This is a genomic window from Streptomyces sp. NPDC032161 (assembly GCF_040636995.1).
Lineage (GTDB): Bacteria > Actinomycetota > Actinomycetes > Streptomycetales > Streptomycetaceae > Streptomyces.
Genome location: NZ_JBEZVN010000008.1, coordinates 130,569 through 153,548, shown reverse-complemented (window position 1 = coordinate 153,548; position 22,980 = coordinate 130,569). Strand labels below are relative to the sequence as shown.

21 protein-coding genes are annotated in these 22,980 nt (G+C 69.2%); 9 read left to right on the top strand and 12 right to left on the bottom strand.

Annotation, left to right across the window (positions count from 1 at the left end):
* Positions 1-117 precede the first annotated feature (117 nt).
* Both AB0E67_RS18885 and AB0E67_RS18880 read right to left on the bottom strand, forming a co-directional pair.
* Positions 118-858: a hypothetical protein gene (locus AB0E67_RS18885; RefSeq protein WP_362027839.1), complete on the bottom strand. Its 741-nt coding sequence runs from the start codon at positions 856-858 to the stop codon at positions 118-120.
* A 64-nt stretch (positions 859-922) separates the two neighbouring features.
* A complete protein-coding gene (locus AB0E67_RS18880) occupies positions 923-2,389 on the bottom strand; it encodes an RNA-directed DNA polymerase (RefSeq protein WP_362027836.1) in 1,467 nt (488 codons plus the stop codon).
* A 572-nt stretch (positions 2,390-2,961) separates the two neighbouring features.
* Here AB0E67_RS18880 and AB0E67_RS18875 point away from each other — a divergent pair.
* The 3 genes from AB0E67_RS18875 to AB0E67_RS18865 all read left to right on the top strand — a co-directional run bounded on the left by AB0E67_RS18875 (position 2,962) and on the right by AB0E67_RS18865 (position 6,256).
* Entirely contained in the window at positions 2,962-4,002 is a 1,041-nt protein-coding gene (locus tag AB0E67_RS18875) for an AraC family transcriptional regulator (RefSeq protein WP_362027833.1), read from the top strand.
* A gap of 161 nt (positions 4,003-4,163) precedes the next feature.
* The gene (locus AB0E67_RS18870; RefSeq protein ID WP_362027830.1) at positions 4,164-4,712 is read left to right on the top strand and encodes a hypothetical protein; all 549 of its coding nucleotides are present in this window, start codon (positions 4,164-4,166) and stop codon (positions 4,710-4,712) included.
* Positions 4,709-6,256 carry an MFS transporter gene (locus AB0E67_RS18865; protein WP_362027827.1) on the top strand — a complete coding sequence of 516 codons (1,548 nt, stop codon included), beginning with the start codon at positions 4,709-4,711 and terminating at the stop codon, positions 6,254-6,256. The genes AB0E67_RS18870 and AB0E67_RS18865 overlap by 4 nt, the downstream gene beginning before the upstream one ends.
* A 108-nt stretch (positions 6,257-6,364) precedes the next feature.
* Here AB0E67_RS18865 and AB0E67_RS18860 read toward each other — a convergent pair whose 3' ends face one another.
* Positions 6,365-6,709 (bottom strand): hypothetical protein, encoded by a 345-nt coding sequence (locus AB0E67_RS18860; protein ID WP_362027824.1) that lies wholly within the window; start codon positions 6,707-6,709, stop codon positions 6,365-6,367.
* A gap of 134 nt (positions 6,710-6,843) precedes the next feature.
* On the opposite strand from AB0E67_RS18860, the gene AB0E67_RS18855 reads away from it, so the two are divergent.
* The 3 genes from AB0E67_RS18855 to AB0E67_RS18845 all read left to right on the top strand — a co-directional run bounded on the left by AB0E67_RS18855 (position 6,844) and on the right by AB0E67_RS18845 (position 9,807).
* The gene (locus AB0E67_RS18855) at positions 6,844-7,725 is read left to right on the top strand and encodes a DUF2797 domain-containing protein (RefSeq protein WP_362027821.1); all 882 of its coding nucleotides are present in this window, start codon (positions 6,844-6,846) and stop codon (positions 7,723-7,725) included.
* Between the two features lie 250 nt (positions 7,726-7,975).
* A complete protein-coding gene (locus AB0E67_RS18850) occupies positions 7,976-8,854 on the top strand; it encodes an amidohydrolase family protein (protein ID WP_362027819.1) in 879 nt (292 codons plus the stop codon).
* Between the two features lie 185 nt (positions 8,855-9,039).
* Positions 9,040-9,807 (top strand): response regulator transcription factor, encoded by a 768-nt coding sequence (locus tag AB0E67_RS18845; RefSeq protein WP_362027816.1) that lies wholly within the window; start codon positions 9,040-9,042, stop codon positions 9,805-9,807.
* Here AB0E67_RS18845 and AB0E67_RS18840 read toward each other — a convergent pair.
* Positions 9,791-10,939, bottom strand: a complete 1,149-nt coding sequence (locus tag AB0E67_RS18840) for a DUF4037 domain-containing protein (RefSeq protein ID WP_362027814.1) — start codon at positions 10,937-10,939, stop codon at positions 9,791-9,793. The two genes, AB0E67_RS18845 and AB0E67_RS18840, sit on opposite strands and share 17 nt — an antisense overlap.
* 188 nt (positions 10,940-11,127) lie before the next feature.
* Here AB0E67_RS18840 and AB0E67_RS18835 point away from each other — a divergent pair, with 188 nt between their 5' ends.
* Together AB0E67_RS18835 and AB0E67_RS18830 are read left to right on the top strand one after the other, a co-directional pair.
* Positions 11,128-12,663 (top strand): MFS transporter, encoded by a 1,536-nt coding sequence (locus tag AB0E67_RS18835; protein ID WP_362027811.1) that lies wholly within the window; start codon positions 11,128-11,130, stop codon positions 12,661-12,663.
* A 140-nt stretch (positions 12,664-12,803) separates the two neighbouring features.
* Positions 12,804-13,574: a TetR/AcrR family transcriptional regulator C-terminal domain-containing protein gene (locus AB0E67_RS18830; protein WP_362027809.1), complete on the top strand. Its 771-nt coding sequence runs from the start codon at positions 12,804-12,806 to the stop codon at positions 13,572-13,574.
* 166 nt (positions 13,575-13,740) lie between these two features.
* Here AB0E67_RS18830 and AB0E67_RS18825 read toward each other — a convergent pair whose 3' ends face one another.
* The 3 genes from AB0E67_RS18825 to AB0E67_RS18815 all read right to left on the bottom strand — a co-directional run bounded on the left by AB0E67_RS18825 (position 13,741) and on the right by AB0E67_RS18815 (position 17,987).
* Positions 13,741-14,556 (bottom strand): YceI family protein, encoded by an 816-nt coding sequence (locus tag AB0E67_RS18825; RefSeq protein WP_362027806.1) that lies wholly within the window; start codon positions 14,554-14,556, stop codon positions 13,741-13,743.
* Positions 14,557-14,922: 366 nt separating this feature from the next.
* The gene (locus AB0E67_RS18820) at positions 14,923-17,442 is read right to left on the bottom strand and encodes an MFS transporter (RefSeq protein ID WP_362027803.1); all 2,520 of its coding nucleotides are present in this window, start codon (positions 17,440-17,442) and stop codon (positions 14,923-14,925) included.
* Between the two features lie 23 nt (positions 17,443-17,465).
* Positions 17,466-17,987, bottom strand: coding sequence for a MarR family transcriptional regulator (locus AB0E67_RS18815; RefSeq protein ID WP_362027800.1), 522 nt, complete (start codon positions 17,985-17,987; stop codon positions 17,466-17,468).
* 689 nt (positions 17,988-18,676) lie between these two features.
* Between AB0E67_RS18815 and AB0E67_RS18810 the strand changes: the two genes are divergently transcribed.
* Positions 18,677-18,886 (top strand): hypothetical protein, encoded by a 210-nt coding sequence (locus AB0E67_RS18810; RefSeq protein WP_360106013.1) that lies wholly within the window; start codon positions 18,677-18,679, stop codon positions 18,884-18,886.
* Between the two features lie 140 nt (positions 18,887-19,026).
* Here AB0E67_RS18810 and AB0E67_RS18805 read toward each other — a convergent pair whose 3' ends face one another.
* The 5 genes from AB0E67_RS18805 to AB0E67_RS18785 all read right to left on the bottom strand — a co-directional run bounded on the left by AB0E67_RS18805 (position 19,027) and on the right by AB0E67_RS18785 (position 22,745).
* Complete coding sequence (locus AB0E67_RS18805; RefSeq protein ID WP_362027797.1) at positions 19,027-19,899, bottom strand: hypothetical protein; 873 nt, start codon at positions 19,897-19,899, stop codon at positions 19,027-19,029.
* Between the two features lie 69 nt (positions 19,900-19,968).
* Positions 19,969-20,829, bottom strand: coding sequence for an RNA polymerase sigma factor SigF (locus AB0E67_RS18800; RefSeq protein ID WP_362027794.1), 861 nt, complete (start codon positions 20,827-20,829; stop codon positions 19,969-19,971).
* Between the two features lie 235 nt (positions 20,830-21,064).
* The gene (locus tag AB0E67_RS18795) at positions 21,065-21,877 is read right to left on the bottom strand and encodes an RNA polymerase sigma factor SigF (RefSeq protein ID WP_362027966.1); all 813 of its coding nucleotides are present in this window, start codon (positions 21,875-21,877) and stop codon (positions 21,065-21,067) included.
* Between the two features lie 397 nt (positions 21,878-22,274).
* Entirely contained in the window at positions 22,275-22,568 is a 294-nt protein-coding gene (locus tag AB0E67_RS18790) for a Dabb family protein (RefSeq protein ID WP_073786552.1), read from the bottom strand.
* Between the two features lie 12 nt (positions 22,569-22,580).
* Positions 22,581-22,745, bottom strand: coding sequence for a hypothetical protein (locus AB0E67_RS18785; RefSeq protein WP_362027791.1), 165 nt, complete (start codon positions 22,743-22,745; stop codon positions 22,581-22,583).
* Positions 22,746-22,980: the final 235 nt, after the last annotated feature.

Sequence of the window (22,980 nt, the reverse complement as noted above, 5' to 3'; positions counted from 1 at the left end):
CTGGGTTGAGAGCCACCGGCTGCAGACTTCAGTTGAGTATTTCCGCATAGGTCGAGCGTTCTGCCGACTCATGCTGTTCTTCGGGTCCTGCGTGACTGCTTGACGTCGGCAGCGAGGTCAAAGGATTTTCTGCGCGTGATCGGCGATCGGAGTGTTTGAGGTAACGCCGGGCATGACGCCCCGGCGTTCGATCGCGTGACGATTAAACCAACCGAAGTCTTGTCTATCCGACGAGAACGTTCTCCTCAGGGCATCTTCCTGCTCACTGGTAGGAAGAAGCTCATAAATGTCTGCCATTAGGATTTCGAGGGAACCCGCTTGAGGGCTAAATCGGATAGGATCCACGATCCTTCCGTGATAGTCGTGGAAAATATAAGGGAAAGTGTCACCCGGAAGCACAGAAGTCACGATGAGCTCCTCATGAAATTCTCGCCAGGGTGAGTCCTCGCGTCCTTGGCGGCCGTCGAACCAGGAATAGAATTTCAGCAGGTTCCTGGCGGGAATGCGGATTCGAAGATCAGACCTGCTCCTGTCGTCAATGGCTACCAGCTCATCATCCTGGGCATCGATTGACATCAGGAAGGCTTGCCCTTGGGGCGAGAACTTGAATACACCTCCCGCTGGTTGATAATGCGGAAAGCGCGTTCCTTTAACAAGGAGATACTTGTCGTCCAACTTGATGCGGAACAGGTAGGCGGCTGATATTCGAATGGTGCGATGCCTGTAGCGCAAGGAGTACCAGTAGAGCCGAAGGTGCACCCGACTGGCGTTGATTGCCAATGCAGTAGGTACTGTCAGAGCCAAGAAAGCCCCGACTGAAAGATCCCCAAGGGTCGTATTTTGAAAGCTGAAACCCAACGCGAGGAGGGTGACAGAGATGGTTAGGTAAAGCGCGGCTCTCAGCAATGCGACTCCAATTATCTCAAGCGGGCAAAGGCATTTCGGATACATTGCGTAGATATCGTGCTGTCCAGCTTAGTTCTGAGTCTCTCTTCTCGATGTCCCGCAGAAGGGCGTCGGGCACGTACCTACACTCGTGCATGGCGATGAGTAGGGCTCGCTGAATCGCTTCACTATGCTCGGACTCATACTGCATTTTCAACATGGGCCCATCGACCACCTCCGAATTGCGCCCTATGTAGCGTGCAGCGAATTCGCGTGGATAGTTGGGCCGGTTCCTGTCGCGCAGAATGGCCCAAGCGCTATCTTTTAGAACCTTGGAATTGATGTCTTGCCGTAGGGCGCAGTGCAATATGTTGCGCTCTAGGAAAGGATAGTGGAGCAAAGCATAGTCTGACATCACAGCTTCTAGGGTGTTGACTAGCCGTGTGCGGTAGCCCGGCAAAGATTCGACGTAGCGAAGTATTTGATCCGATATGTGGTGCAGCTCCTTGACGTTATTTAGAGCCCACTCAACGGCGGTCGCATCCTGTCTGTATCTAAAGCGTGTCAGGGAGAACTTCACATCCCTTTCTTCCGGAGGCTTTTTGGAAGTTGCGTTGCGAAACAGCTTGTTCAACAATTGTTTCGCTTGAGGGTTGCCTAGCGAATGGAGGTATGCGATCAAGTCGCGTTCGGCGTCATCTAGGTAGTCCATTGCCTTAGCTCGGCTAAGGATCTCGGTTTTCCTTGCGGCTGGAGTGAGCCGCCGAGCGCGCAGGGCCTGGTTCGCTCCAGCCAAGGATGACCTTAAGCTCTCCCAATTGCTACCAAAGAGATAAGTGTCATCAGAATAGCGAACATGTCGTATGCCTGATTGGCGCACGTACTCATCAAACGGAAGCAGGTAAATATTGGCTAAAACGCCAGAAGCGCTTGAGCCTTGCGGCAACCCCCAGGCCTCCGATTGATGCTGGAACCCCTCAAGGAAAGAGTTAACTTGTTCGACGAGCGAATTTTCGACTCCCGCTTGAAGGAGATCCGCTTTCAGGATTCCTATGTCTATATTCTCATAGAAGGCGGAAATGTCGGTTCGGGCCATCATGAGGGTTGCGTCAGATGTGAGCAATTCGCGAGCGCGTTTCCTCATGGCTAGCCAGTCACCCACCGAGTGAATCTGGTTTCTTTTAAGTCGGTAGCTGTACACATTAGCTGGAATGAGTTTGTCTACCGTGTGGGACACCTCAAGGGAGAGCGTTTCATAAGCCAAACGGTCTTTGATGTCGAAGCGAGCCAAAGGGCGTACCGATATGGGATCCTTCGGGTGTTCGACAATTTCCACTCTGGCGGGTGCGACATTCGGATTCGAAACGTATTGAATCATTCGACCTTGGTAAAGGTCCCACTGTTTTCTTATGTCGCTGAAGTTGATGATGTCTGGAAGTTCTCTGCGTACTTCGACAAAAAAGAGGCGGCGGGCTGCGCGTCGCAGATACGCTTCTTTTGCCACTGGTCCCCGCTGCTCAGTAAGTGGAAAAACTGAGCGCAGTTTACCTGGCGGGCGTGGCCTGACTCCAGTACTGCTCCCAAGTTGAGGAGGAGAGGCAGAGGGGCCCTGTGCGCGAGTGGAGAAGGTGCCCCACGTCCGGGTGGGCCGGAGTCCTGCGCACTTGCGGACCCCCGGCCACTTCTGCCAGCCCGGCATTCCTTGCATCGATCAGGCTGTCGCGGGGAGGGGCGGTGGACTCTTCGTGTGAGCAGGTCAGGATTGAGCCTTGCGTCAGCCACATCGCCGCTAGAGGCCGGCAGTCGGTGCGCTGACGGCAACCCTGACGGCAACGAAGGCACACAGAGACTGTTGATCACGACAATCAGCGATCAGCCGGGAGGAATGCGGAGGCCTCTTCCAACAGCCTGCCCGATCCTACGGATCAGAAGGTTGCAGGTTCGAATCCTGCCGAGTGCACATAGGTGAGAGGCCCCGGAGAAATCCGGGGCCTCTTGCGTGGGCGCCACCTTGGTTGGTAAGGGTACCCTTACTCGGGTAGGAGTGATCGTTTCCTCGTGAACCCGGGGTGAGACATGGCGGGCCGGTTTTCGGTTACTTCCGCGCGGGGGTTCGCGGATCTGGAGCGGCAGTACCGCGAGTTCTACGCGGCCATCGCGGTGCGGCGGGAGCTCGGGGGCGGGGCGGTGGTGCACGAGGTGCGGCCCGAGGCGGGGGAGGGGCGCATCACGGTGTACGAGTTGCTCGAAGGCGTCACGCTCACCCTGTACGACGTGATGTTCCACGACGAACTTGTCCTCGACTTCGACCTCGGCGGTGAGTACTTCGAGCTGGAGTACTGCGTCGACGGTCTGATGCTGATCGAGGAGGCGGGTACGGGGGCGTCGGTCTTCGGGGCGGGGCAGCTGTCCATCTCGCGCTCCCGGGCCTCGGCCGGGCGGCTGACGCGGCCGGCCGGGCAGCGCTACCGGGGGGTGTCGGTCACGGCCGAGCGATCGGCGACCACCGCGTTCTTCGGGAGCGTCGGGGCCGGGGCCTGGCAGGAGAGCGTCGAGGGGATGCCGGTCGCCGAGCGGGACGCGCACTACCTCGGCCGTCAGGCCCCGCCCGAACTGGCCGCCGCCTTCGGGGACCTGTTCCTGTGCACCCTGCCCGTCCGTTTCCGGGCGCTCTACTTCGAGGCGAAGGTCATGGAGATCCTCGCCCGGATCGTCTCCCGTGACGACGTTCCGCGCGGACCGGCCCAACTGCCGCTCGCGGAGTACGAGATCGAGCGCATCCGGACGGTGCCGGCGCTGTTGATGGAGAACCTGCACGAGCGGCACACCGGTGAATCCCTCGCCCGTGCCCTGCGGATGAACCCCAAGCGGCTCAGCCACGGGTTCAAGCAGCTCTACGGCGACACGATCTTCAGCCATCACCGCAACGAGTGCCTGCGCCGGGCCTCGCTGCTGCTCGTGGAGACCGATCTGAGCGTGGCCGCGATCGCGCTCCGGGTCGGCTACTCCAGCCCCAGCAACTTCTGCTACGCCTTCAAGAAGCGGTTCGGGCGGACCCCGCGGCAGTACCGCGTGGGGCGGGGCCGAACGGGTGCCCGGGGAGCGGACGCGGCGTAGCGCGCCCGCGGGCGACCCGGGCCCGCCGCGGGCGCCGTGGGTGTAAGGGGCGTCGCAGGTGTTCGCTCCACATTTCGGGGGACCGCGCTCCGTACGGATTTCGCTTTCGTCCGTTTCAGCATGGGCCGTGGCCGACGCCACGCCCGGCTCGAAAGGACATCGTGAACGTCTCCCCGATACGCGCCCGCACCGCGCTCGCCGTCGGTGCGGCCCTGTTGCTCAGCGGTTGTGCGGCACCGGCGGAACCCGCCGCCGGGCGCACCGGCGCGGCGGCGCCATCCGGGCACTACACCGTCACCCTCGACGTCGTCGACGACGCGGGCGGGAAACTCACCCAGACCGTCGAGAAACGCCCGGGGCGGGGGGTGGTCATCGGGCAGGCGCTCGCCGAGCTGATGATCGAGTTCGGTCTGGAGGACCGGATCGTGGGCGTCGGCTATCTCGACAACTCCTACTCGGCCTACGCGGGCCGGATCGAGAAGCTGCCGAAGATCTCCGATCAGCTGCCCTCCAAGGAGTCGATCCTCGAACGCCGTCCCGACCTTGAGGGGCCTCCGATCGAGGGGCCTCTGATCGAGAAGCCCCCGACCGAGAAGCCCCCGACCGAGGAGTCCTCGATCGAGGAGCCCCCGACCGAGGGGTTCCTGTCCGACGAGTTCCTGCCCGAGGACGCGCCGTGCATGGACATTCCGCGCAAGGAGCACACATGAAGCCGCGTCACCAGATGCCTCTCGTCATCTCCTGTCTCGCCACCTTCCTGCTGCTCGCCTACACCACGATCGTGACGGTGGCCATCCCCGCCGTCGCCGAGGGGCTGCACACCGACTTCGCCGCCCTGCAATGGGTCGTCGACGTGTACACCCTGGCGCTCGCCGCGCTCCTCGTCGTGGCCGGCGCGGTCGGGGACGTCATGGGGCGGCGCCGGGTCTTCGTCGGCGGGTTCGTCCTCTTCACCCTTTCCTCGCTGGCCTGCGGACTCGCTCCGGACGTCGTCGCTCTGATCGTCTTCCGCGGTGCGCAGGGCGTGGGCGGGGCGGCGATGTTCGCGACCACGCTCCCGCTCATCCGGGCCTCCTACAGCGGGCGGGAGCAGCAACGGGCCTTCGCGGTCTGGGGCGCGGTGGCCGGGCTGGCGGCGGCCGTCGGCAATGTGTCGGGCGGGCTGCTGGCCGAGGCGCTGGGGTGGCGGTCGATCTTTCTCCTGGCCGTCGTGCCGGGCGCGCTCGGCGTGGGCCTGGCCGTGCGCTTCCTCGCCCGCGACCCGGAACGCGACGCCCGCCGCGTGGACATCGCGGGCGCCGTACTGCTCGGGGTCGGGCTCGCGGCCCTGGTGGTCGCCGCGCTGCTGTTCGGCGAGCACGGGGCGGGCCCGGGACCGTCGGTGGCGGCGCTGGTCGCCTGCGCGTGCGGTGTCGCCTTCGTGGTGTGCGAACGCCGCACCCCCGACCCGCTGGTCGACCTGGCGCTGTTCCGCCACCCCCGGTTCCTCGCCGTGGTCGCGGTGGCGTTCGGCTACTACTTCGCCGCGTTCGGACCGCTGACCGTGCTGTCGTCCTGGTTCCAGGACGCCGCCGGGCTCGACGCGGTACGGACGGCCCTGCTGCTGTCCGTGCAGCCCGTCGTCTTCTTCGCCGTCTCGGCGCTGTGCGGAGCCGCGCTCCAGCGTGCTCCGCTGTGGTTGCCGCTCGGCGTCGGTACCGTGCTCTGCGCCGTCGGCTGCCTGAGTTTCCTGCTGCTCGGTCTCGTGTACGGGCCGGCGGCACTGGTGCCGTCGCTGGTGCTGACCGGGGTGGGCGCGGGCATGGTCTCCCCGGTGCTGGCGTCGGCCGCCATGCGGGACGTCGACCCGTCCCGGGCGGGAGTGGCGTCCGCCGTGGCCAACACCGCCCGGCAGGTGGGCCTGGCGGTGGGGGTCGCGGTGTGCGGGGGGCTGTTCGTCGGGCTCGCGGACCCGGGCCGGGCCGCGTACACACGGACGCTCGGCGAGGTCGCCGCGGTCGCGGCGTCGGTGGGCCTCGCCACCGCGGCTCTCGCGGTCGTGTTGCTGCGGCGGCAGCGCGTCCGGGCGCGGACGGCTGAAGCCGGGGCTGCTGTGCTCGCCGAGGCCCGCAGGCCCCTGTCCGCCGGGTCTGCCAGAACCGCCGGGTCTGCCAGGACTGCCAGGGGTGCGGCGCCCAGCGAGCTCGGCGGGGCCACAGGGATGGAAGAGATGGACGGGACGGACAGGGCCGCCGGGACGGACAGGACGGAGTAGGGCTCCCGCAGTTCGACTGGCCGGATCACGTACCCATCGGTGTCCGGCTCGAAGGAGAAAAGGAGAACCGGACGGCTTCCTCATCCCGGAAACAGCGAAGTCGGCGCGTCACTGGTCCACTGCGTCGAAGGGCTTGTCGTGCCAGCGCCAGCCGGCGGTGCCGTCGTCGTGGATGTGCAGCATGAACTCGGCGACCGGGCTGCCGTCGGGGAACGTCATGGTGAGCGCACGACGGATCCGGGCGTAGCAGGCGTCGGCCTGCTCCCAGTCCTCCTCGTCGACAGCCCGCTCCTGCTCGGCGAAGAGGGGACGGAACTCTTCGAAGTCAGGAAGTGTCTCGACTTCGGCGTGGATCCAGGGCATGTCGGTACCGGTCACGGTCAGGCGGGCAATCTCCCGGTCGCCGCGGTGGAGCCGCCAGATACTGCTGGTGGTCAGGTGCGGGTTGGCCATGTCCCCATGATGGTGATCCCGGCCTTTCCCGGCTTCCCCGGCCCTTCCCTGGCTTTCTTCACCCGGCTCTCGTCGTCCGTCGCCCGGTAGCATCGCGGGATCTCTCATCGTCCGCGAACGTCCGGAGTTCACCCATGGGCTGGCAGTGCACGGGGCTGCGATGGCCGACGGGCGACGGCGGGCCCTCGCTCGGCTGGCGGCGGGCCGCGACGGTGCGGGCGAGCGCGCTCGCGTACGGGACGGAACTCGGGTTCCGGGCCGTGGGGCCGCGGCGATGCACCGGGGCGCGCGGGCACGCGTGCCCGGTGGGGGCCGTGGTGCCGGGGCGGAGCACGGGGGCACGGTGCCCGGAGTGCGCGCGGCTGGACCGGGCGCACTCGGTGGCCGCCGACACGATCGCCGACGACCCCCGGACGTACCGCGTGTACCTCGCCTGGTTCGGGCCGGGGATGGTGAAGGCCGGGATCACGGCCGAGGAGCGCGGGGCGGCGCGGCTGCGGGAGCAGGGGGCCGTGGTGTTCAGCTGGCTGGGACGCGGGCCGTTGATGGCGGCGCGACGGACCGAGGAACTGCTGCGGTCGGCGCTCGGAGTGCCGGACCGGATCCCGTACGCCGCGAAACGCGCCGTGCGCGCGATGCTGCCGGGGGAGGGGGAGCGGCGGTCCGAGGTGGCGGAGCTGTACGGGCGGGCCGTGGCGCTGGAGGGGGCGGGGTGGCCGGAGACGCTGGAGCGGCTGCCGTTCGAGGCGGTCGACCACGCCGGGCTGTTCGGGCTGGGCGGCGTGGTCGAAGTGACGTGCGCGGTCACCGAGCTGGTGGACGGGGGCGCGGTCGCGGGGCGGCTGGTGGCGGCGGCCGGTCCGGACCTGCACCTGGAGACGGTGGCGGACGGGGTCGTGGTGCTGGACACCCGGTTGATGACCGGGTGGGAGCTGACGGACGCCGACGCGCGGGCGGGGGTGGGCGTGCCGGTGGCCGGCATCGGGGGCGGTGGAGTGCAGGACGGGCTGTTCTGAGATCGTCGGCTCCAGGCAGGTCCGGCAGTGCCAGGCAGGTCCGGCAGTGCCAGCAGGTCCGGCAGTGCCAGCAGGTCCGGCAGGTCCAGGCAGGACCGACGTGGGTCGGGCCTGCCCGGACGGAAGCCGCGTGGGTCCGCACAGGGCCACATACGAGTCCACATGGGTCGTACGAGTCCACACGGGCCGCATGGGTCCCACGGGTTCCCGCGCGGCCGAGTGGTCCGTGCACGGAGGGAAGGGGAGCGCTGTGAACGGTGAAGCCGACGATGTCGTTCGGTTCTGGGAACGACTGGGGCTGCCCGGGATCATTGATGTGCACACGCACTTCATGCCGGAGCGGGTGCTGCGCAAGGTCTGGGCGTACTTCGACTCGGCCGGTCCGCTGACCGGCATGGAGTGGCCGATCGCCTACCGCCACGAGGAGGACGAACGACTCGCGCTGCTGCGCTCGTTCGGAGTGCGGCGGTTCACCTCGATGCTCTACCCGCACAAGGCCGGGATGGCCGCCTGGCTGAACGAGTGGGCGGCCGGTTTCGCGAGCCGGGTGCCGGACTGTCTGCACACCGCGACCTTCTTTCCGGAGGAGGGCGTGGAACGGTACGTGCGCGAGGCGGTGGAGGCGGGGGCCAGGGTCTTCAAGGCGCATGTCCAGGTCGGCGCGTACGACCCCGGCGACCCCTTGCTGGACCCGGTGTGGGGGCTGCTCGCCGATGCGGGCATCCCGGTGGTGACGCACTGCGGCTCCGGACCGGCGCCCGGCCGGCACACCGGGCCCGCGCCGATCGCCGGGCTGCTCGCCCGGCACCCGCGGCTGCGGCTGGTCGTGGCGCACATGGGGATGCCGGAGTACGCGGAGTTCCTGGCGCTGGCCGAGACGTACCCGGAGGTGCGGCTGGACACGACGATGGTGTTCACGGACTTCGTACGGGACCTGAGCCCGTTCCCGGTGGCCGAACGGGGGCGGCTCGCCGCGTTCGGGGACCGGATCCTGCTGGGTACGGACTTCCCCAACATCCCGTATCCGTACGCGCATCAACTGCATGCGCTGGAACGGCTGGAGCTGGGCGACGACTGGCTGCGGGCGGTCTGTCACGAGAACGCGAGGGCGCTGTTCGGCGTGGCGTGAGACGCCGGGAGGATCGCGTACGCCGGGACGGACGTGCACGCCGGGAGGATCGCGTAAGCCGGGAGGATCGCGCACGCGCGGGCGGGGAAGTGGGGGTGTGGACAGGAGGGGGAAGAGGCCCGTTTCTCAGGGAATTCACAGATTCGGGAAAGAAGCCTCTCAGAGGAGCCTCACAGGGTTGAGGCATGACGACGACGACCTCGCCCCTGAGTCATACCGAACTGTCCCGGGAACGCGACGAACCGCTGAGGCCCGACCGCCGCACCCCCGTCCGCGTGCTCGTCGTGGACGACGAGGCCGCTCTCACCGAGCTGCTCTCCATGGCGCTGCGCTACGAGGGCTGGGAGGTGCGCAGCGCCGGTGACGCGGCCGGGGCCGTACGGATGGCGCGGGACTTCCGGCCCGATGCGGTGATCCTCGACGTGACGCTGCCGGGCACGGACGGATCCGCCGTGCTCGGCGGGCTGCGGCGGGAGCTGTCCGGGGTGCCCGTGCTGTTCCTGACCGCGCGCGACGCGGTGGAGGACCGGATCGCCGGGCTCACCGCCGGTGGCGACGACTTCGTCATCAAGCCGTTCGGCCTGGAGGAGGTCGTGGCCCGGTTGCGCGGGCTGATCCGGCGTTCCGGTGCGGCGGCGGCCGTACGCGCCGACTCGTCGCTCGTCGTCGGCGACTTGGTCCTCGACGAGGACAGCCGCGAGGTGAGCCGGGGCGGCACGTCCATCCATCTCACGGCCACCGAGTTCGAGCTGCTGCGCTTCCTGATGCGCAACCCGCGACGGGTGCTGAGCAAGGCTCAGATCCTCGACCGGGTGTGGAACTACGACTTCGGCGGGCAGGCGAACGTCGTCGAGCTGTACATCTCGTACCTGCGCAAGAAGATCGACGTCGGCCGCACACCGATGATCCACACCCGGCGCGGGGCGGGATACCTCATCAAACCGGGGGAGTAGGGGCCGAAGGGCCGCCGCCCGGCCGGTCGGAGGCGCGGCGGAGCGCGGTCGTCGCCCGCGTCGCCTCCCGTGCCGATTCGGGGTGGCCGAGGACGTCGGTGCTGTCGACGAACTGGTCCACGGCGCCGATCGGTGGCAGCCCGCGCACCACCGGATCGGTGATGCGGTCGAGCAGCGCGGCGGCGAAGCGTTCGGCGTGCAGCACCCGGAACGGTCTGCTGTGGTACGGGCGTGTCGCGGGATCGACCGGTTCGGTGAGCCCGAGCCGGTTGTGGGCGGTCGCGACGGTCTCGTAGGCGCGGGCCAGGTGGTGTTCGCGGGTGTCCCGGTCGGTGGCGGCGAGGGCCGCAGTGAGCACGGGTGTGAGGGCGGGGGCCTCGGGCGTGCGGGCGAAGGCGCTGCCGAGCCACTTGGCGTAGGGCGGGTACCGGCGGTCCATCAGCAGGCACAGCCGCATCAGATCGCGTACCAGGCGTGCGCACACGACGGCGGAGCCGAGTTCGTCGCCCACCTCGCCGCAACGGCCGACGAAGGCTTCCTCCTGGGAGACGCGCCGCCACTGACAGGCGAGCAGGTGGAGCCAGAGGTCGTGGTCGTACCAGTCGAGCTTCGTCCGCGCGGGAGCGAGCTCACCGAGGCCGTCGTGGAAGACGGCCCCGGAAGTGACCTCGGCGAGCCGCTGGGTGGGGGTGGCCAGCCAGTCCGTCAGGGTGACCTCTCGGCGGGGGTCGAAGCCCAGCCGCTCGGTGAACCAGGTGCCCGGGTCCGTGATCTCGACCCCGTGCTGAACCGGCCCGTCGGTCGCCCGCATCACCCGGATTCCCGCCTCGGGGGTGGCGGCGAAGTGGGTCGGGTAGCCGTGGAAACGCTTCGGCAGACGTTCGGAGAGCCGCTTCGCGAGCACCGCGCCGTGGCGGGCGACGTCCCGGGGGCGCAGGAAGATCTGCAGGCGCGGTCCCCATTCGTGGTCGAGGGAGCGGGCGGTGTCGAATCCCAGGACCTCCGAGCCGCTGCCGAGAAGGGCGGCCGAGTACGCGATGCCGGGAACGGCCTCCTCCAGCAGGGGGCGTACGGCTTCGAGGTGGAAGCGGCGGGACAGCTCCAGACCGGGGACGAAGGGCGGTGTCGTCATGCCAGGGAGGCTGCCGGATCGGTGAGCGGCCCGTCGACGGCATTTCCCGATCCCGGCCGACCTCTGATCTCCGCGGCTGCCGTGCTGTCCGCTTCGGCGCCAGGCAAATCACTTGTACGCCGTACGAGGACGGCCATACGGTGTATGTCGCCCCCTCTCGTACACCGTATAAGGCATCTGGAGTCCGCATGACGGCGACCGCCGCCGAGCAGAACCACCTCTCGCCGCCCAGTCATCCGCAGCGCTGGCTGATCCTCGGCGTCATCTGCCTCGCCCAGCTCACGGTGCTGCTCGACAACACCGTGCTCAATGTCGCGATCCCCTCCCTCACCCGGGAGCTGGACGCGTCCACCGCCGAAGTGCAGTGGATGATCACCGCCTACTCGCTCGTCCAGTCGGGTCTGCTGCTCACGGCCGGCAGCTCCGCCGACCGCTACGGCCGCAAGAAGATGCTGATCGCCGGACTCGCCGTGTTCGGCATCGGCTCGCTGACGGCCGGACTGGCACAGTCGTCCGCGCAGCTGATCGCCGCGCGGGCGGGCATGGGCATCGGCGGTGCGCTGCTGCTGACCACGACCCTCGCCGTCGTCGTCCAGATCTTCGACGAGACCGAGCGGGTCAGGGCGATCGGCATCTGGGCGACCGTCGGCTCGCTCGGCGTCGCCGTCGGTCCGCTGATCGGCGGGGTGATGCTCGACCACTTCTGGTGGGGCGCGATCTTCCTGATCAACATCCCCGTCGCCGTTCTCGGTCTGATCGCCGTGGCCTGGCTGGTCCCGGAGTCCGGGAACGCCGGCGACGGCCGCCCCGACCTGCTCGGCGCGCTGCTCTCCACGATCGGTATGGCATCTCTCGTGTACGCGATCATCTCTGGCCCGGAGCGCGGCTGGACGTCGGGGCAGGTCCTGCTGACGGCCGTCGTCGGGGTCGTCGTCCTCGCCGGGTTCGTGCTGTGGGAGCTGCGCATTCCGTACCCCATGCTGGACATGCACTTCTTCCGGAACCAGAAGTTCGTCGGGGCCGTCGGCGGCTCGATCCTGGTCGCCTTCGGGATGGGGGGCTCGCTCTTCCTGCTCACCCAGCAGCTCCAGTTCGTGCTCGGCTACGGTCCGCTGGAGGCCGGTCTGCGTACCGCACCGCTGGCGCTGAGCGTCGTCGTGCTCAACCTCTTCGGACTGGGCGCCAGGCTGGTGCCGAAGCTGGGCACGCCGCTCACCATCGCGGCCGGGATGACCCTGCTGGCCGCGGGGCTCGCCGCGGTCGCGCTGCTCGGCGGCGACGGTTACGGCGGCATGCTGCTCGGCCTGGTGGTGATGGGCGCGGGCATCGCGCTCGCCACGCCCGCCATGGCCAACGCGATCATGAGCGCCATCCCGCCGGAGAAGGCGGGCGTGGGCGCCGGGGTCAACGGCACGCTCGCCGAATTCGGCAATGGCCTGGGCGTGGCCGTCCTCGGCGCGGTGCTCAACGCGCGCTTCGCGTCGCTCGTGCCCGCGGCGGTGGGCGCCGCCTCGCTGCCCGTCGCGCTCGCCGCGGCCGTCGACGACGGCGAACGGGCGCGGATCAGCGACGCCTTCGCCTCGGGCCTGGAGACCAGTCAGCTGGCCGGAGCGGTGGCGGTGCTGGCCGGTGGCCTGCTGGCCGCGGCGCTCCTGCGCCGTGCGGAGCGCGCCGAGTCCCTCCGCGCGGAGTCCGTCGAGGCCGGGGCCGAGGCCGCGGCATAGCATCGGGGCGGGGCGTATCGGACCGTACGCATCCACCTCGCGTACGCATCCGCCTCGCGCGTACACGCACACGTACGCGCAGGTGCGGGTGTGCGCGTACGGGACGGTTCGCCCCGCCGGCAAGACGAGGAGAGTGCGCCATGGTGTCCGCGGCCGACCGTGTGAAGAACCCCGCCAGGACCAGCGTGTGGCTGGCCCAGCCCGCACCGTCGCGCACCCGCAGAACGGACCAGCCGGCCGGTCTCGACCGGGAGAGGATCGTCGCGGCCTCGGTACGGTTGCTGGACGCCGAGGGTCTCGACAAGTTCTCCATGCGCCGCCTCGCCGCCGAGCTGGGTGTCACCGCCATGTCCCTCTACTGGTACGTGGACACCAAGGACGATCTGCTGGAACTGGCCCTGGACTCCGTCCACAGCGAGATCCGCCCCCCGCACGAGGACGCGCACTGGCACGACCGGTTGCGCGAACTCGCCACGCAGTACCGGGCGCTGATCGTCCGTCATGTCTGGGCCGCGCACCTCGCCGGGCACTTCCTCAACATCGGTCCGCATGCGAGGGCGATGTCGAACGCGGTCATGGCCGTGATCCGGGCGACCGGCCTGCCGCTGGAACGCCAGGCCGGGGCGCTCGCCGCGGTCTTCCAGTTCGTGTACGGATTCGGCACCATCGAGGGCCACTACGCGCAACGCAGCGCGAACGCCGGGATGACCCAGGAGGAGTACTACCAGCAGTCCATGAGCGAGGTCCGCGGCCAACCGAGTTTCGACCAGATGCTCGAATCCTCGGAGAAGCTGAGGGATGCCCGCGGCGGCGACACGGTCGAGGAGATGCGCGACCGGGACTTCACCTACGCCCTGGACCTGCTGATCGCCGGCATCGAAGCGATCCGGGAACAGGCCCGCGAGCGGTAGCGGCGGGCCGAGGGACGGATACGAGGGACGGGGGACGGGAGAGACGGACGGGGACACGAGGGATCGCCTCGTTCATCGGCCCCGTCCCGAGCCTCGGCCCCTGCCCCGCCCACCCGCCCTGTCCCTGTCCCTGTTTCCTCCCGTCGGCCCCCGTCCCGCCCGGTGGTTACGACGGCAGCGACTCGCCCTGTACGGCCTGGATGTCGAGTTCCACCCGCAGCGTCGTACCGATCGCCGAGATGCCCGCCTGCAGCACCTGGTTGTAGTTCATGGCGAAGTCGTCGCGCCGCAGCTCCGCCGTGGCGCTGAACGCCGCGCGCACCCCGCCCCACGGGTCGGGGCCCGTACCGAGGTAGCTCAGGTCCAGATCGACCGGTCGGTCGACGCCGCGCATGGACAGCACGCCGTGGACGGTCCAGCGGTCGGGGCCGGTCGGGGTCAGTCCGTCGGAGTGGTAGGTGATCTCCGGGAATTGGTCGGTGTCCAGGAAGTCGGGCGAGCGCAGGTGCTTGTCCCGCATGCCGTTGCCGGTGTCGATGCTGGCCGCGGTGATGACGGCGTCGACCCGGGACCGGTGGACCTCGTCCGCGATCTCGATCCGGCCGCTGAACTCGGTGAACCGGCCCCGCACGCTGGAGATGCCCAGGTGCTGCGCGACCGCGGCGACCGAGGAGTGCGCCGGGTCCAGCGACCAGGCGCCCGGCGGCGGCAGCTCGACCCCGCCCTGCCGGGCCAGCACCACGGTGCCGGCCTCTACGCGCCCGCTCGCCGTGACGAGCGCGGTGGATGCGGCCGGGGCGTACCCGACCGCGGTGACGATCACCGTGTACGCGCCGGCCGGCAGGGGGGTGTCCGTCCGCACCGTCCCGTCCTCGTCGGCGGTGGCCCGCAGCACCTGCGCGCCGGTCATGTCGGTGACCGTCACGACCGCGTGCTGGACCGCCCAGCCGTCCCGCGTCCGTACCTGTGCGCGAAGTCCCATCCCGTTCTCTCTCCTTGCTCAAGGACTCAGTGAATCAGTGACCCAGTGGCTGGGACCCGGTGGCCCGGGCCCGGTTGCCCGGACCCGGTGGCTCGGACCAGTGCTCGGAACCGGGGACCCGGTGACCCGTGGACCGGAGCCGGTGACTCCGAAGCAGTGACCCCGGTGACTCGGTGAGTTCGAGTCGCTCAATGAGTCGGGCCCCGGGGCGGGGCCGGCCGGCCGTCCCCTGCCTGCCGTCCCCGCCGCCGGGGCCCATTTCCACCGGCCGGTACAGCGTCTCCGCTCGGGACGCCGACCCGCCAGGGGTCTGTGGTGAGAGGTCCGGCGGCAGGCCCCGCTGTCGCGGGCCGCCGCCGGGCCTCCTCACTCGCCGGGGTGGGCGAGTTCGACGTCGTGGCCGTCGACGCCGGGACCGGTCACGGTCAGCGCGCCGGCCACCGGCGGGTAGCCGGTCGCGATGACCGTGTACTCGCCCGCGTCCAGGTCGGTGAAGGCATACGCCCCGTCCTCCCCGGTCGTCGAGGTGGCGACCACGTTGCCCGCCGCGTCGACCAGGGTGACCCGGGCGTCGGCCAGCGGACGCCGGGCGGAGCCGGCCCGTACGACACCGCGCACCAGCGCGCCGGACTGCAGCGCGGCCTCGACGCGGGTGACGCCCTGGCCGCCGATCTCCACCGGCAGGGCCAGCGGGCGGAACCCGGCGGCGTTCACCGCGACGGTCACCGGACCGGGGACCAGCTCGCCGAAGGTGAACTCGCCGGCCTCCCCGGAACTGCCGGTCGCCAGCACGTCGCCGCGCACATCGGTCACGACGACCATGGCACCCTCGACCGGAGCCGCGGTCTCGGCGGCCCGGACGGTTCCGGTGAGGCCGCTCGTACCGGAGAGCAGGATGTCGTAAGACAGCGGCTGCTCACCGACGACCACGGTCGACGCCTGCGGCTGGAAACCGTCGGCGGACGCGATCAGCACGTAGCTGCCGGTTCCCGGGGCGTCCAGCGCGTAGCTACCGTCGGCCTGGGCGACGGAGCGCCCCAGCTGGCGGCCGGCCAGCGAGATCAGCGTGACGGCGGCCCGGGGGACGGGCGCACCCTCCACGCCACGCACCACACCGTGCACGGCCGTGCCCTGAACGGAGGCGAGCAGGGGCTCCGGAGCGGCGGCCGCGGCTGCGGCCGCGGCCGGGGCCGGAGCGGTCTGCGCCGCGTCCGCGGGCGTGGCCGCGACGGCGGCTGGGACCGGCACCGGCGCCTCGGCCCGCTCGACGGCCGGGGTCCCGTCCGTGACCGGTGCGGCCTCGGCGGCGTTCGACTTCAGCGCGACCTCCTTGATGAAGACCGTGATCAGGAAGGCGATCAGCGCGGCCGGCGCGGCGTACAGGAAGACGTCGCCGACGCCGTGCCCGTAGGCGCTCTCCACGACCGTGCGGAACGGCGCGGGCAGCTTGTCCAGGTCGGGGATGCCCCCGCCGCCGGTGCCGCCGTGACCCATGGCCGCGCCCTCGGGGCCGAGGGCGGCGAGACCGTCCTTGACGTAGTGGGTGACGCGGTTCGCCATGACGGCGCCCAGCGCCGAGACGCCGATCGCACCACCGAGGGAACGGAAGAAGGTGACGACGGAGCTGGCCGAGCCGAGGTCGGACGGGGCGACCTGGTTCTGCGTGGCGAGCACCAGGTTCTGCATCATCATGCCGATGCCGAGACCCATCACGGCCATGTAGACGGCGATGTACCCGTAGGCCGTGTCGTACCGGATGGTGCCGAGCAGCCCGAGCCCGGCGGTCACCAGGAAGCCACCGCTGACCAGCCAGGCCTTCCAGCGGCCGGTCTTCGTGATGACCCAGCCGGAGACCGTCGAGGAGATGAACAGGCCACCGATCATCGGGATCGTCATGACGCCGGACATCGTCGGCGACTTGCCGCGCGCCAGCTGGAAGTACTGGCTGAAGAAGACGGTGCCCGCGAACATCGCGATACCGACGAACAGCGAGGCCAGCGAGGCCAGCGCGATGGTGCGGTTGCGGAAGAGGCGCAGCGGGATGATCGGCTCGCTGGCCCTGGACTCGACGGCGACGAAGATCGCGCCGAGCAGCACGGAGCCGATGACCATCACCGCGGTCTGCCAGGACAGCCAGTCGTACTTGTCGCCCGCGAAGGTCACCCAGATGAGCAGCAGCGACACGGCGGCGCTGATGAAGAACGCGCCCCACCAGTCGACCTTGACCTCACGCTTTACGACCGGGAGCTTCAGCGTCTTCTGGAGCACGATCAGCGCGATGACGGCGAACGGCACACCGACGTAGAAGCACCAGCGCCAGCCCATCCAGCTGGTGTCGGTGATGACACCGCCGAGCAGCGGACCACCGACGGTGGCGACGGCGAACACCGCACCGATGTATCCGCTGTAGCGACCGCGCTCACGGGGGGCGATCATCGCCGCCATCACGATCTGCGCGAGGGCGGAGAGACCGCCGACGCCTATGCCCTGGACGACACGGCAGGCGATGAGCATGCCGCTGCTGGTCGAGAGACCGGCCACGACCGAGGCCGCGACGTAGATGACCAGGGCTATCTGGACCAGCAGCTTCTTGCTGAACAGGTCCGCGAGCTTGCCCCACAGGGGAGTGGTGGCGGTCATCGACAGCAGCGAGGCCGTGACGACCCAGGTGTAGGCGCTCTGGCCGCCGCCGAGGTCGGAGATGATCTGCGGAAGGGCGTTGGAGACGACCGTCGACGACAGGATCGCGACAAACATGCCGAGCATCAGCCCGGCCAGTGCTTCCATGATCTGCCGGTGTGTCATCGGCGCGCCGGACGAGGGATCGGGCGACCCCCCGTGCTTGGCGTGGCCGCCCCGCACACCGGTCGGTGTGGTCGTAGCCATAGAGTTCCTTGTCTTTGCTTCTGTTACACGGGTGTACGGGTGTGCGCGTCGGCGCCGATGTCGGAAGGCCGCGAGCGGCACTCGCCGCTGTGCGTTCCGGGGACGCAATCGCCGAAACCGCGGCAGGCGAAACTGTCGCGCAGCCGGGCCAGGAGCCGGTTGAGCTGGCCGACCTCGTCGTCCGACCAGTCGGAGAGATTGTGGGCGAACATCTCGGTGACACGACGGTTCATGTCACCGAGCAGGTCGCGTCCGGCCGGGGTCAGCCGCAGGATGCGGGACCGCTTGTCGGTCGGGTCCGAGGACCGTTCGATCCAGCCGTGCTCCGCCACATGGGCGACATGTCTGCTCGTAACAGACATGTCGACGTCCAGCAGCTCGGCCAGTCTGCTGATGCGCATCTCGCCGTGCTGCCTGAGCAGCGCGAGGACGGCGGCGGAACCGGACGGGCATTCGGCGGGGAGGACGCGTGCGACACCTCGCTTGACGGCTCCGACCGCGCTGAGATGCCGGGCCAGCTCTTCGTACTGACTCCGTGCGGCCATGAGCCCCCCAGACGATTCCACCGGTGCATCTTGTTGCTTAGGGCAACCATAGAAGCCGTTGGTTGCTGCAGGCAAACGAAAATGCACTTGCAGAAGTAAAGGAACGCAAAAGGCTGCGTAGGGTCCCGGTCAAAGTGCCAGCGTGTGGGGTGTGGCCCGGGACTGGTGTGTCTCCCACCACAGCCGGGGCGATGCCCGGCCGGGATCGCGACCGGTTTCCACGGCCCCGTGAACGTCTTCCGTCGGGGGTGTCCCCGTCTTCCGTCGGGGTCGCGAACGCTTTCCACCGGTGCGCGAGCGTGCCGAGCCGGGGTCCCGCCCGTCCTGCGCCGGGTCCCGCCCGTCCTGAGCCGGGGTCTCGCCCGTCCTGAGCCGGGGTCCCGCCCGTCCTGAGCCGGGGTCTCGCCCGTCCTGAGCCGGGGTCCCGCCCGTCCTGCGCCGGGTCCCGCCCGTCCTGAGCCGGGCCGTGCCCGGCCTGAGCAGGTCGTGCCCGTTCCGTACTCGGGCCGCGATCGTCTTCCGTGATCGCCGGCCCCGGCGGATGTCCGTTCCGGGGCGGGTTGTGCGGTGTGTTCCGTGGTGACGGCGGGACGCCCGGCGCTCCGTCCGGGACGACACCGCCGACCGTCAGCTCGCTTCGGTGCCCCGGGGGTTGGGCCGTAACGGCGAGTTCGCTAGGGTCCTTCCCCATGGCACACAACCCCCACGCCCCTCAGGGCCCCGAGGGCAACCACGACCCGGCCGGCAGCACCCAGATGTTCCGCGCCTTCGTCGACGAGGGCGAGCCGCAGCGCCGACAGCAGGCTGCCGCCCCGTCCGGACCGAAGACCGGGATGATCGTCACCGTCGTCGCGGTGGTCGTCGTCCTCGCGGCGGTCGCCTGGCTCGCGCTCGGCTGACCGGCTCGACGGTTCCCTCGTACCTCGTACCTCGAACCTCGTACCTCCGGCTCCCACCCCTTCACCCGGCACGGCTCCGGTACTGCGGGGGCGTCCCTTCCGGTACGTGGCGGTGACGTCGCCCCGGCGCGGCGGTGGCGTCACCTCAGTACGGCGGTGACGTCGCGGGTCTCCACATGCATTCCCAGCGGCACCCGCCAGGCGTCCACGCAGACGGTGTACGTCCTCGTCCGCGCCGCTCCCGCGTCGATCGGCGCCGGAAGCGGCGCGGACGACTCGACGGTCGCCCAGTCGACGCCCAGGCCGCCGATGATGTGTGTGGCGAAGGTGACGGTTCCCGCGCGGGCAGGCGATCCGCCGGTGTTGCGGAACTCCACGGTCACCTTCTCGCACCAGCGCTCCTCGGCGGCCGCCCGCTCGGGGGCGCCGACCACCAGCACGGCCGGGCCGCCCGGTGTCGAGGGTCCGGGGTCCGTCGGCACCGACGGGTCCGTGGACCCACCGCCCGTGCCGCCGCCGGATCCGCCCGTACCGTCACCGGGGTCGTCCGGGCCGTTCGACCCACCGGAACCGCCCGTACCAGCGGGCCCACCCGGGCCGTCCGAACCGCCCGGACCATCCGGACGGGAGGCATCGCCCGGCGTCCCGCCGCCTGTGACCCCCGTCCCCCCGGCGCTTCCGGACCCTTCGGCTTCCCCGGGGCCTCGCGAGTCGTCCCCGTCCTTCCTCGAACTCCCGTTCCCGAACTCGTGCCCGCGGCCGGATCCGCCCGGCGAGGCCCCGTCGGCGCCACCGGCCCCGTCCAGCGGCACCAGCGTCACCTTCCCCGACGGAGCCACCGCCCCGGACGGTGTCCGCTCGCCCCCGGGCCCCGCCGCGCCCACCGCCACGTAACCGTCGGCCGCCGCACCGCCACCGCAGGCGGCCAGCGCACCGCCCAGACACAGCACGGCCGCCGAGGCGGCGATCACGCTGCCCCGGCGGCCGGTCGAGTGGAGCATCTGACGTCGCATCGCGCCAGTGTGGCTGACGGTCCGTCAAATCGGAACCCCTGTGCCGCGCGGTGCGGCGGTCCATGGCGGTCAGTCGGCGATGAGCCCTTCCCTGAGCTGGGCGAGCGTACGGGTCAGCAGGCGCGAGACGTGCATCTGCGAGATGCCGACCTCCTCGCCGATCTGCGACTGGGTCATGTTGGCGAAGAACCGCAGCATGATGATCTGCCGTTCGCGCGGCGGGAGTTTGGCCAGCAGCGGCTTGAGCGACTCGCGGTACTCGACGCCCTCCAGCGCCGAGTCCTCGTACCCGAGCCGGTCCGCGAGGGAGCCCTCGCCGCCGTCGTCCTCGGGCGAGGGCGAGTCCAGCGAGGACGCGGTGTACGCGTTGCCGACGGCCAGGCCGTCGACCACGTCCTCCTCCGAGACCCCGAGCGCCTTGGCCAGCTCCGGCACGGTCGGCGAACGGTCCAGCTTCTGGGCGAGTTCGTCGCTGGCCTTGGTCAGCGCGAGCCGCAGCTCCTGGAGGCGGCGCGGCACCCGCACCGACCACGAGGTGTCGCGGAAGAACCGCTTGATCTCGCCGACGACGGTCGGCATCGCGAACGTCGGGAATTCCACGCCCCGTTCGCAGTCGAACCGGTCGATCGCCTTGATCAGCCCGATCGTGCCGACCTGGACGATGTCCTCCATCGGCTCGTTGCGACTGCGGAACCGCGCGGCGGCGTACCGCACCAGCGGGAGGTTGAGCTCGATCAGAGTGTCCCGTACGTAGGCGCGCTCCGGGCTGTCCGTTCCGTCGGGACCGGGAGCCAGGGCGGCGAGCCGCAGGAACAGGGAGCGGGACAGCGTGCGGGTGTCGATGGCTTCCGGCGAGCTGACGGGCGCAACAGGTGCGGGTACGCCCTTGGTGAGCGTGAGCACCTTCGAGCTGCCCTGTTCTTCGGACATGCCACCCCCTTGAGGTCGCGGACGGTCGCGTCGAGCCGCGACCATCGGAGGAACGCAGCTCCCACCTGAATACCGGAGGCGAGGCCGCGGCAAACGCGGTTTCCGCAGAATGTCACATGTCGGCAACGCGCTGTAGCGACATGTCGACAAGTCTTTGTGACGTCTGCCCAGTTAGCGGGGGTGCTCGGCAAGTCGGGCCGTCCGGACCGGACTTCGAGTGCTTTACCCGATCCGGTTAGGCATCGATCCTGTTTGCGGATCGGAGACGGGCGAAGCTACGGGCCAGAAGCCTTGACACATGCATCTGGGAGACACCCAGCTCGGCGCTGATCTGTGACTGCGTCAGGTTGTTGTAGTAGCGCAGCAACAGGATGCGCTGCTCGCGCTCGGGCAGCTGCACGAGCAGATGGCGGACCAGATCGCGGTGTTCGACCCCCGCGAGGGCCGGGTCCTCGTACCCGAGCCGGTCCAGCAGGCCGGGCAGTCCGTCGCCCTCCTGGGCGGCCTCCAGGGAGGTCGCGTGGTAGGAGCGGCCCGCCTCGATGCAGGCCAGTACCTCGTCCTCGGAGATCCTCAGTCGTTCGGCGATCTCCGCGGTGGTCGGCGACCTGCCGTGAGCGGTCGTCAGGTCCTCGGTGGCGCCGGTGACCTGCACCCACAGCTCGTGCAGCCGACGGGGGACGTGGACGGTGCGCACGTTGTCGCGGAAGTATCGTTTGATCTCGCCGACGACGGTCGGCATCGCGAAGGTCGGGAACTGCACCCCGCGCTCGGGGTCGAACCGGTCGATGGCGTTGATCAGCCCGATCGTGCCGACCTGGACGACGTCCTCCATCGGCTCGTTGCGGCTGCGGAAGCGTGCCGCCGCGTACCGGACCAGGGGGAGGTTCGCCTCGATCAGTGCCGCCCGCACCCGGCTGTGTTCCGGTGTGCCCGGTTCCAGCTCCTTGAGCTCTCCGAAGAGCACCTGGGTGAGCGCCCTGGTGTCCGCGCCCCTGCTCCTGGCGGGCGCCGTCGCCGAACCGTCGGGTTCCCCGTCCGGCCGCACGGCCCCGACGGCCGCCGGCGCCGCACCCTGCGCGGACCGGCCGCTCGGGGGGCTCGGGGCGCTGCGGGCGTTCGGGGTGCCCTGTGCGGTCCCGGTGGCGGCCTGGGAGGGTCGTCCGCTCTGGGCGCCCCGTCCGGTCTGGATGGCCTGGCCGGTCTGGACGGTCTGGGGAGGCACTTGAGGCGCTGTACTGGCTGGCACGGTGGGGCCACCCCTTTGCGGTCAACTGCGGTCAACTCATCCGTCAAAAGCGGTCATAGCATCACAAGACATGCCCACTGTGTGCAAGCACCGTATAACGTCGTGTTGGGTTCAACTTGGTTTAAACACCGAAAAGGCCCCTCGCCGCAGTGGCGAGGGGCCCGGATGACCGTATGGATCGGCTGGAACGAACGAATCAGAACGGGTAGTCGGCGATCACCCACGTGGCGAACTCCCGCCACTGACCGGCGGCGGCCTGATGGGCCGGATGCTCGATGTAGCGCTTCAGGGCGGCCTCGTCGGCGACGGCGGAGTTGATGGCGAAGTCGTACGCGATCGGCCGGTCGGTGATGTTCCAGGCGCACTCCCAGAACTCCAGCTCCGGAACCTGCCCGTCCAGGTCCTGGAACGCCTTCGCCCCGGCGACGACCCGTGGGTCGTCCCGCTCGACGCCGTCGTTCAGCTTGAACAGGACCAGATGGCGGATCATGGCGTGGTACTCCTAGTTCACGAGCTCGGACATGAAGTCGCCGACGCCCTGCGCGGCACTCGAAACGCCCTCGAACCCTATCTGCACGAGATCCGCCGCCCGGGCCGGGGACGTGATGATCGTGTACAGCACGAAGACGACTATCACGTAGAGAGCTATCTTCTTCGCTTGCACCATCAGCCCCTGCCTCCCCTTCGGTCCCCTGTGCAGTCGGGCGATTGTATCCGCACGAATGGTCGCATCCGTCTGAATCCCTGCCTCGCCCCACGCGGCCTCCAGCCGGCCCGCAGCGGGTCCTCGACCGGCCCTCGGCCGGCCTTCGAGCGATCTTCGGGTGGCCTTCGAGTGGCCTTTGGGGGACCGAGGACCCGTCGATCGAGGCCCTTCGGCGGCCCGCGGAACCACTCCCGCG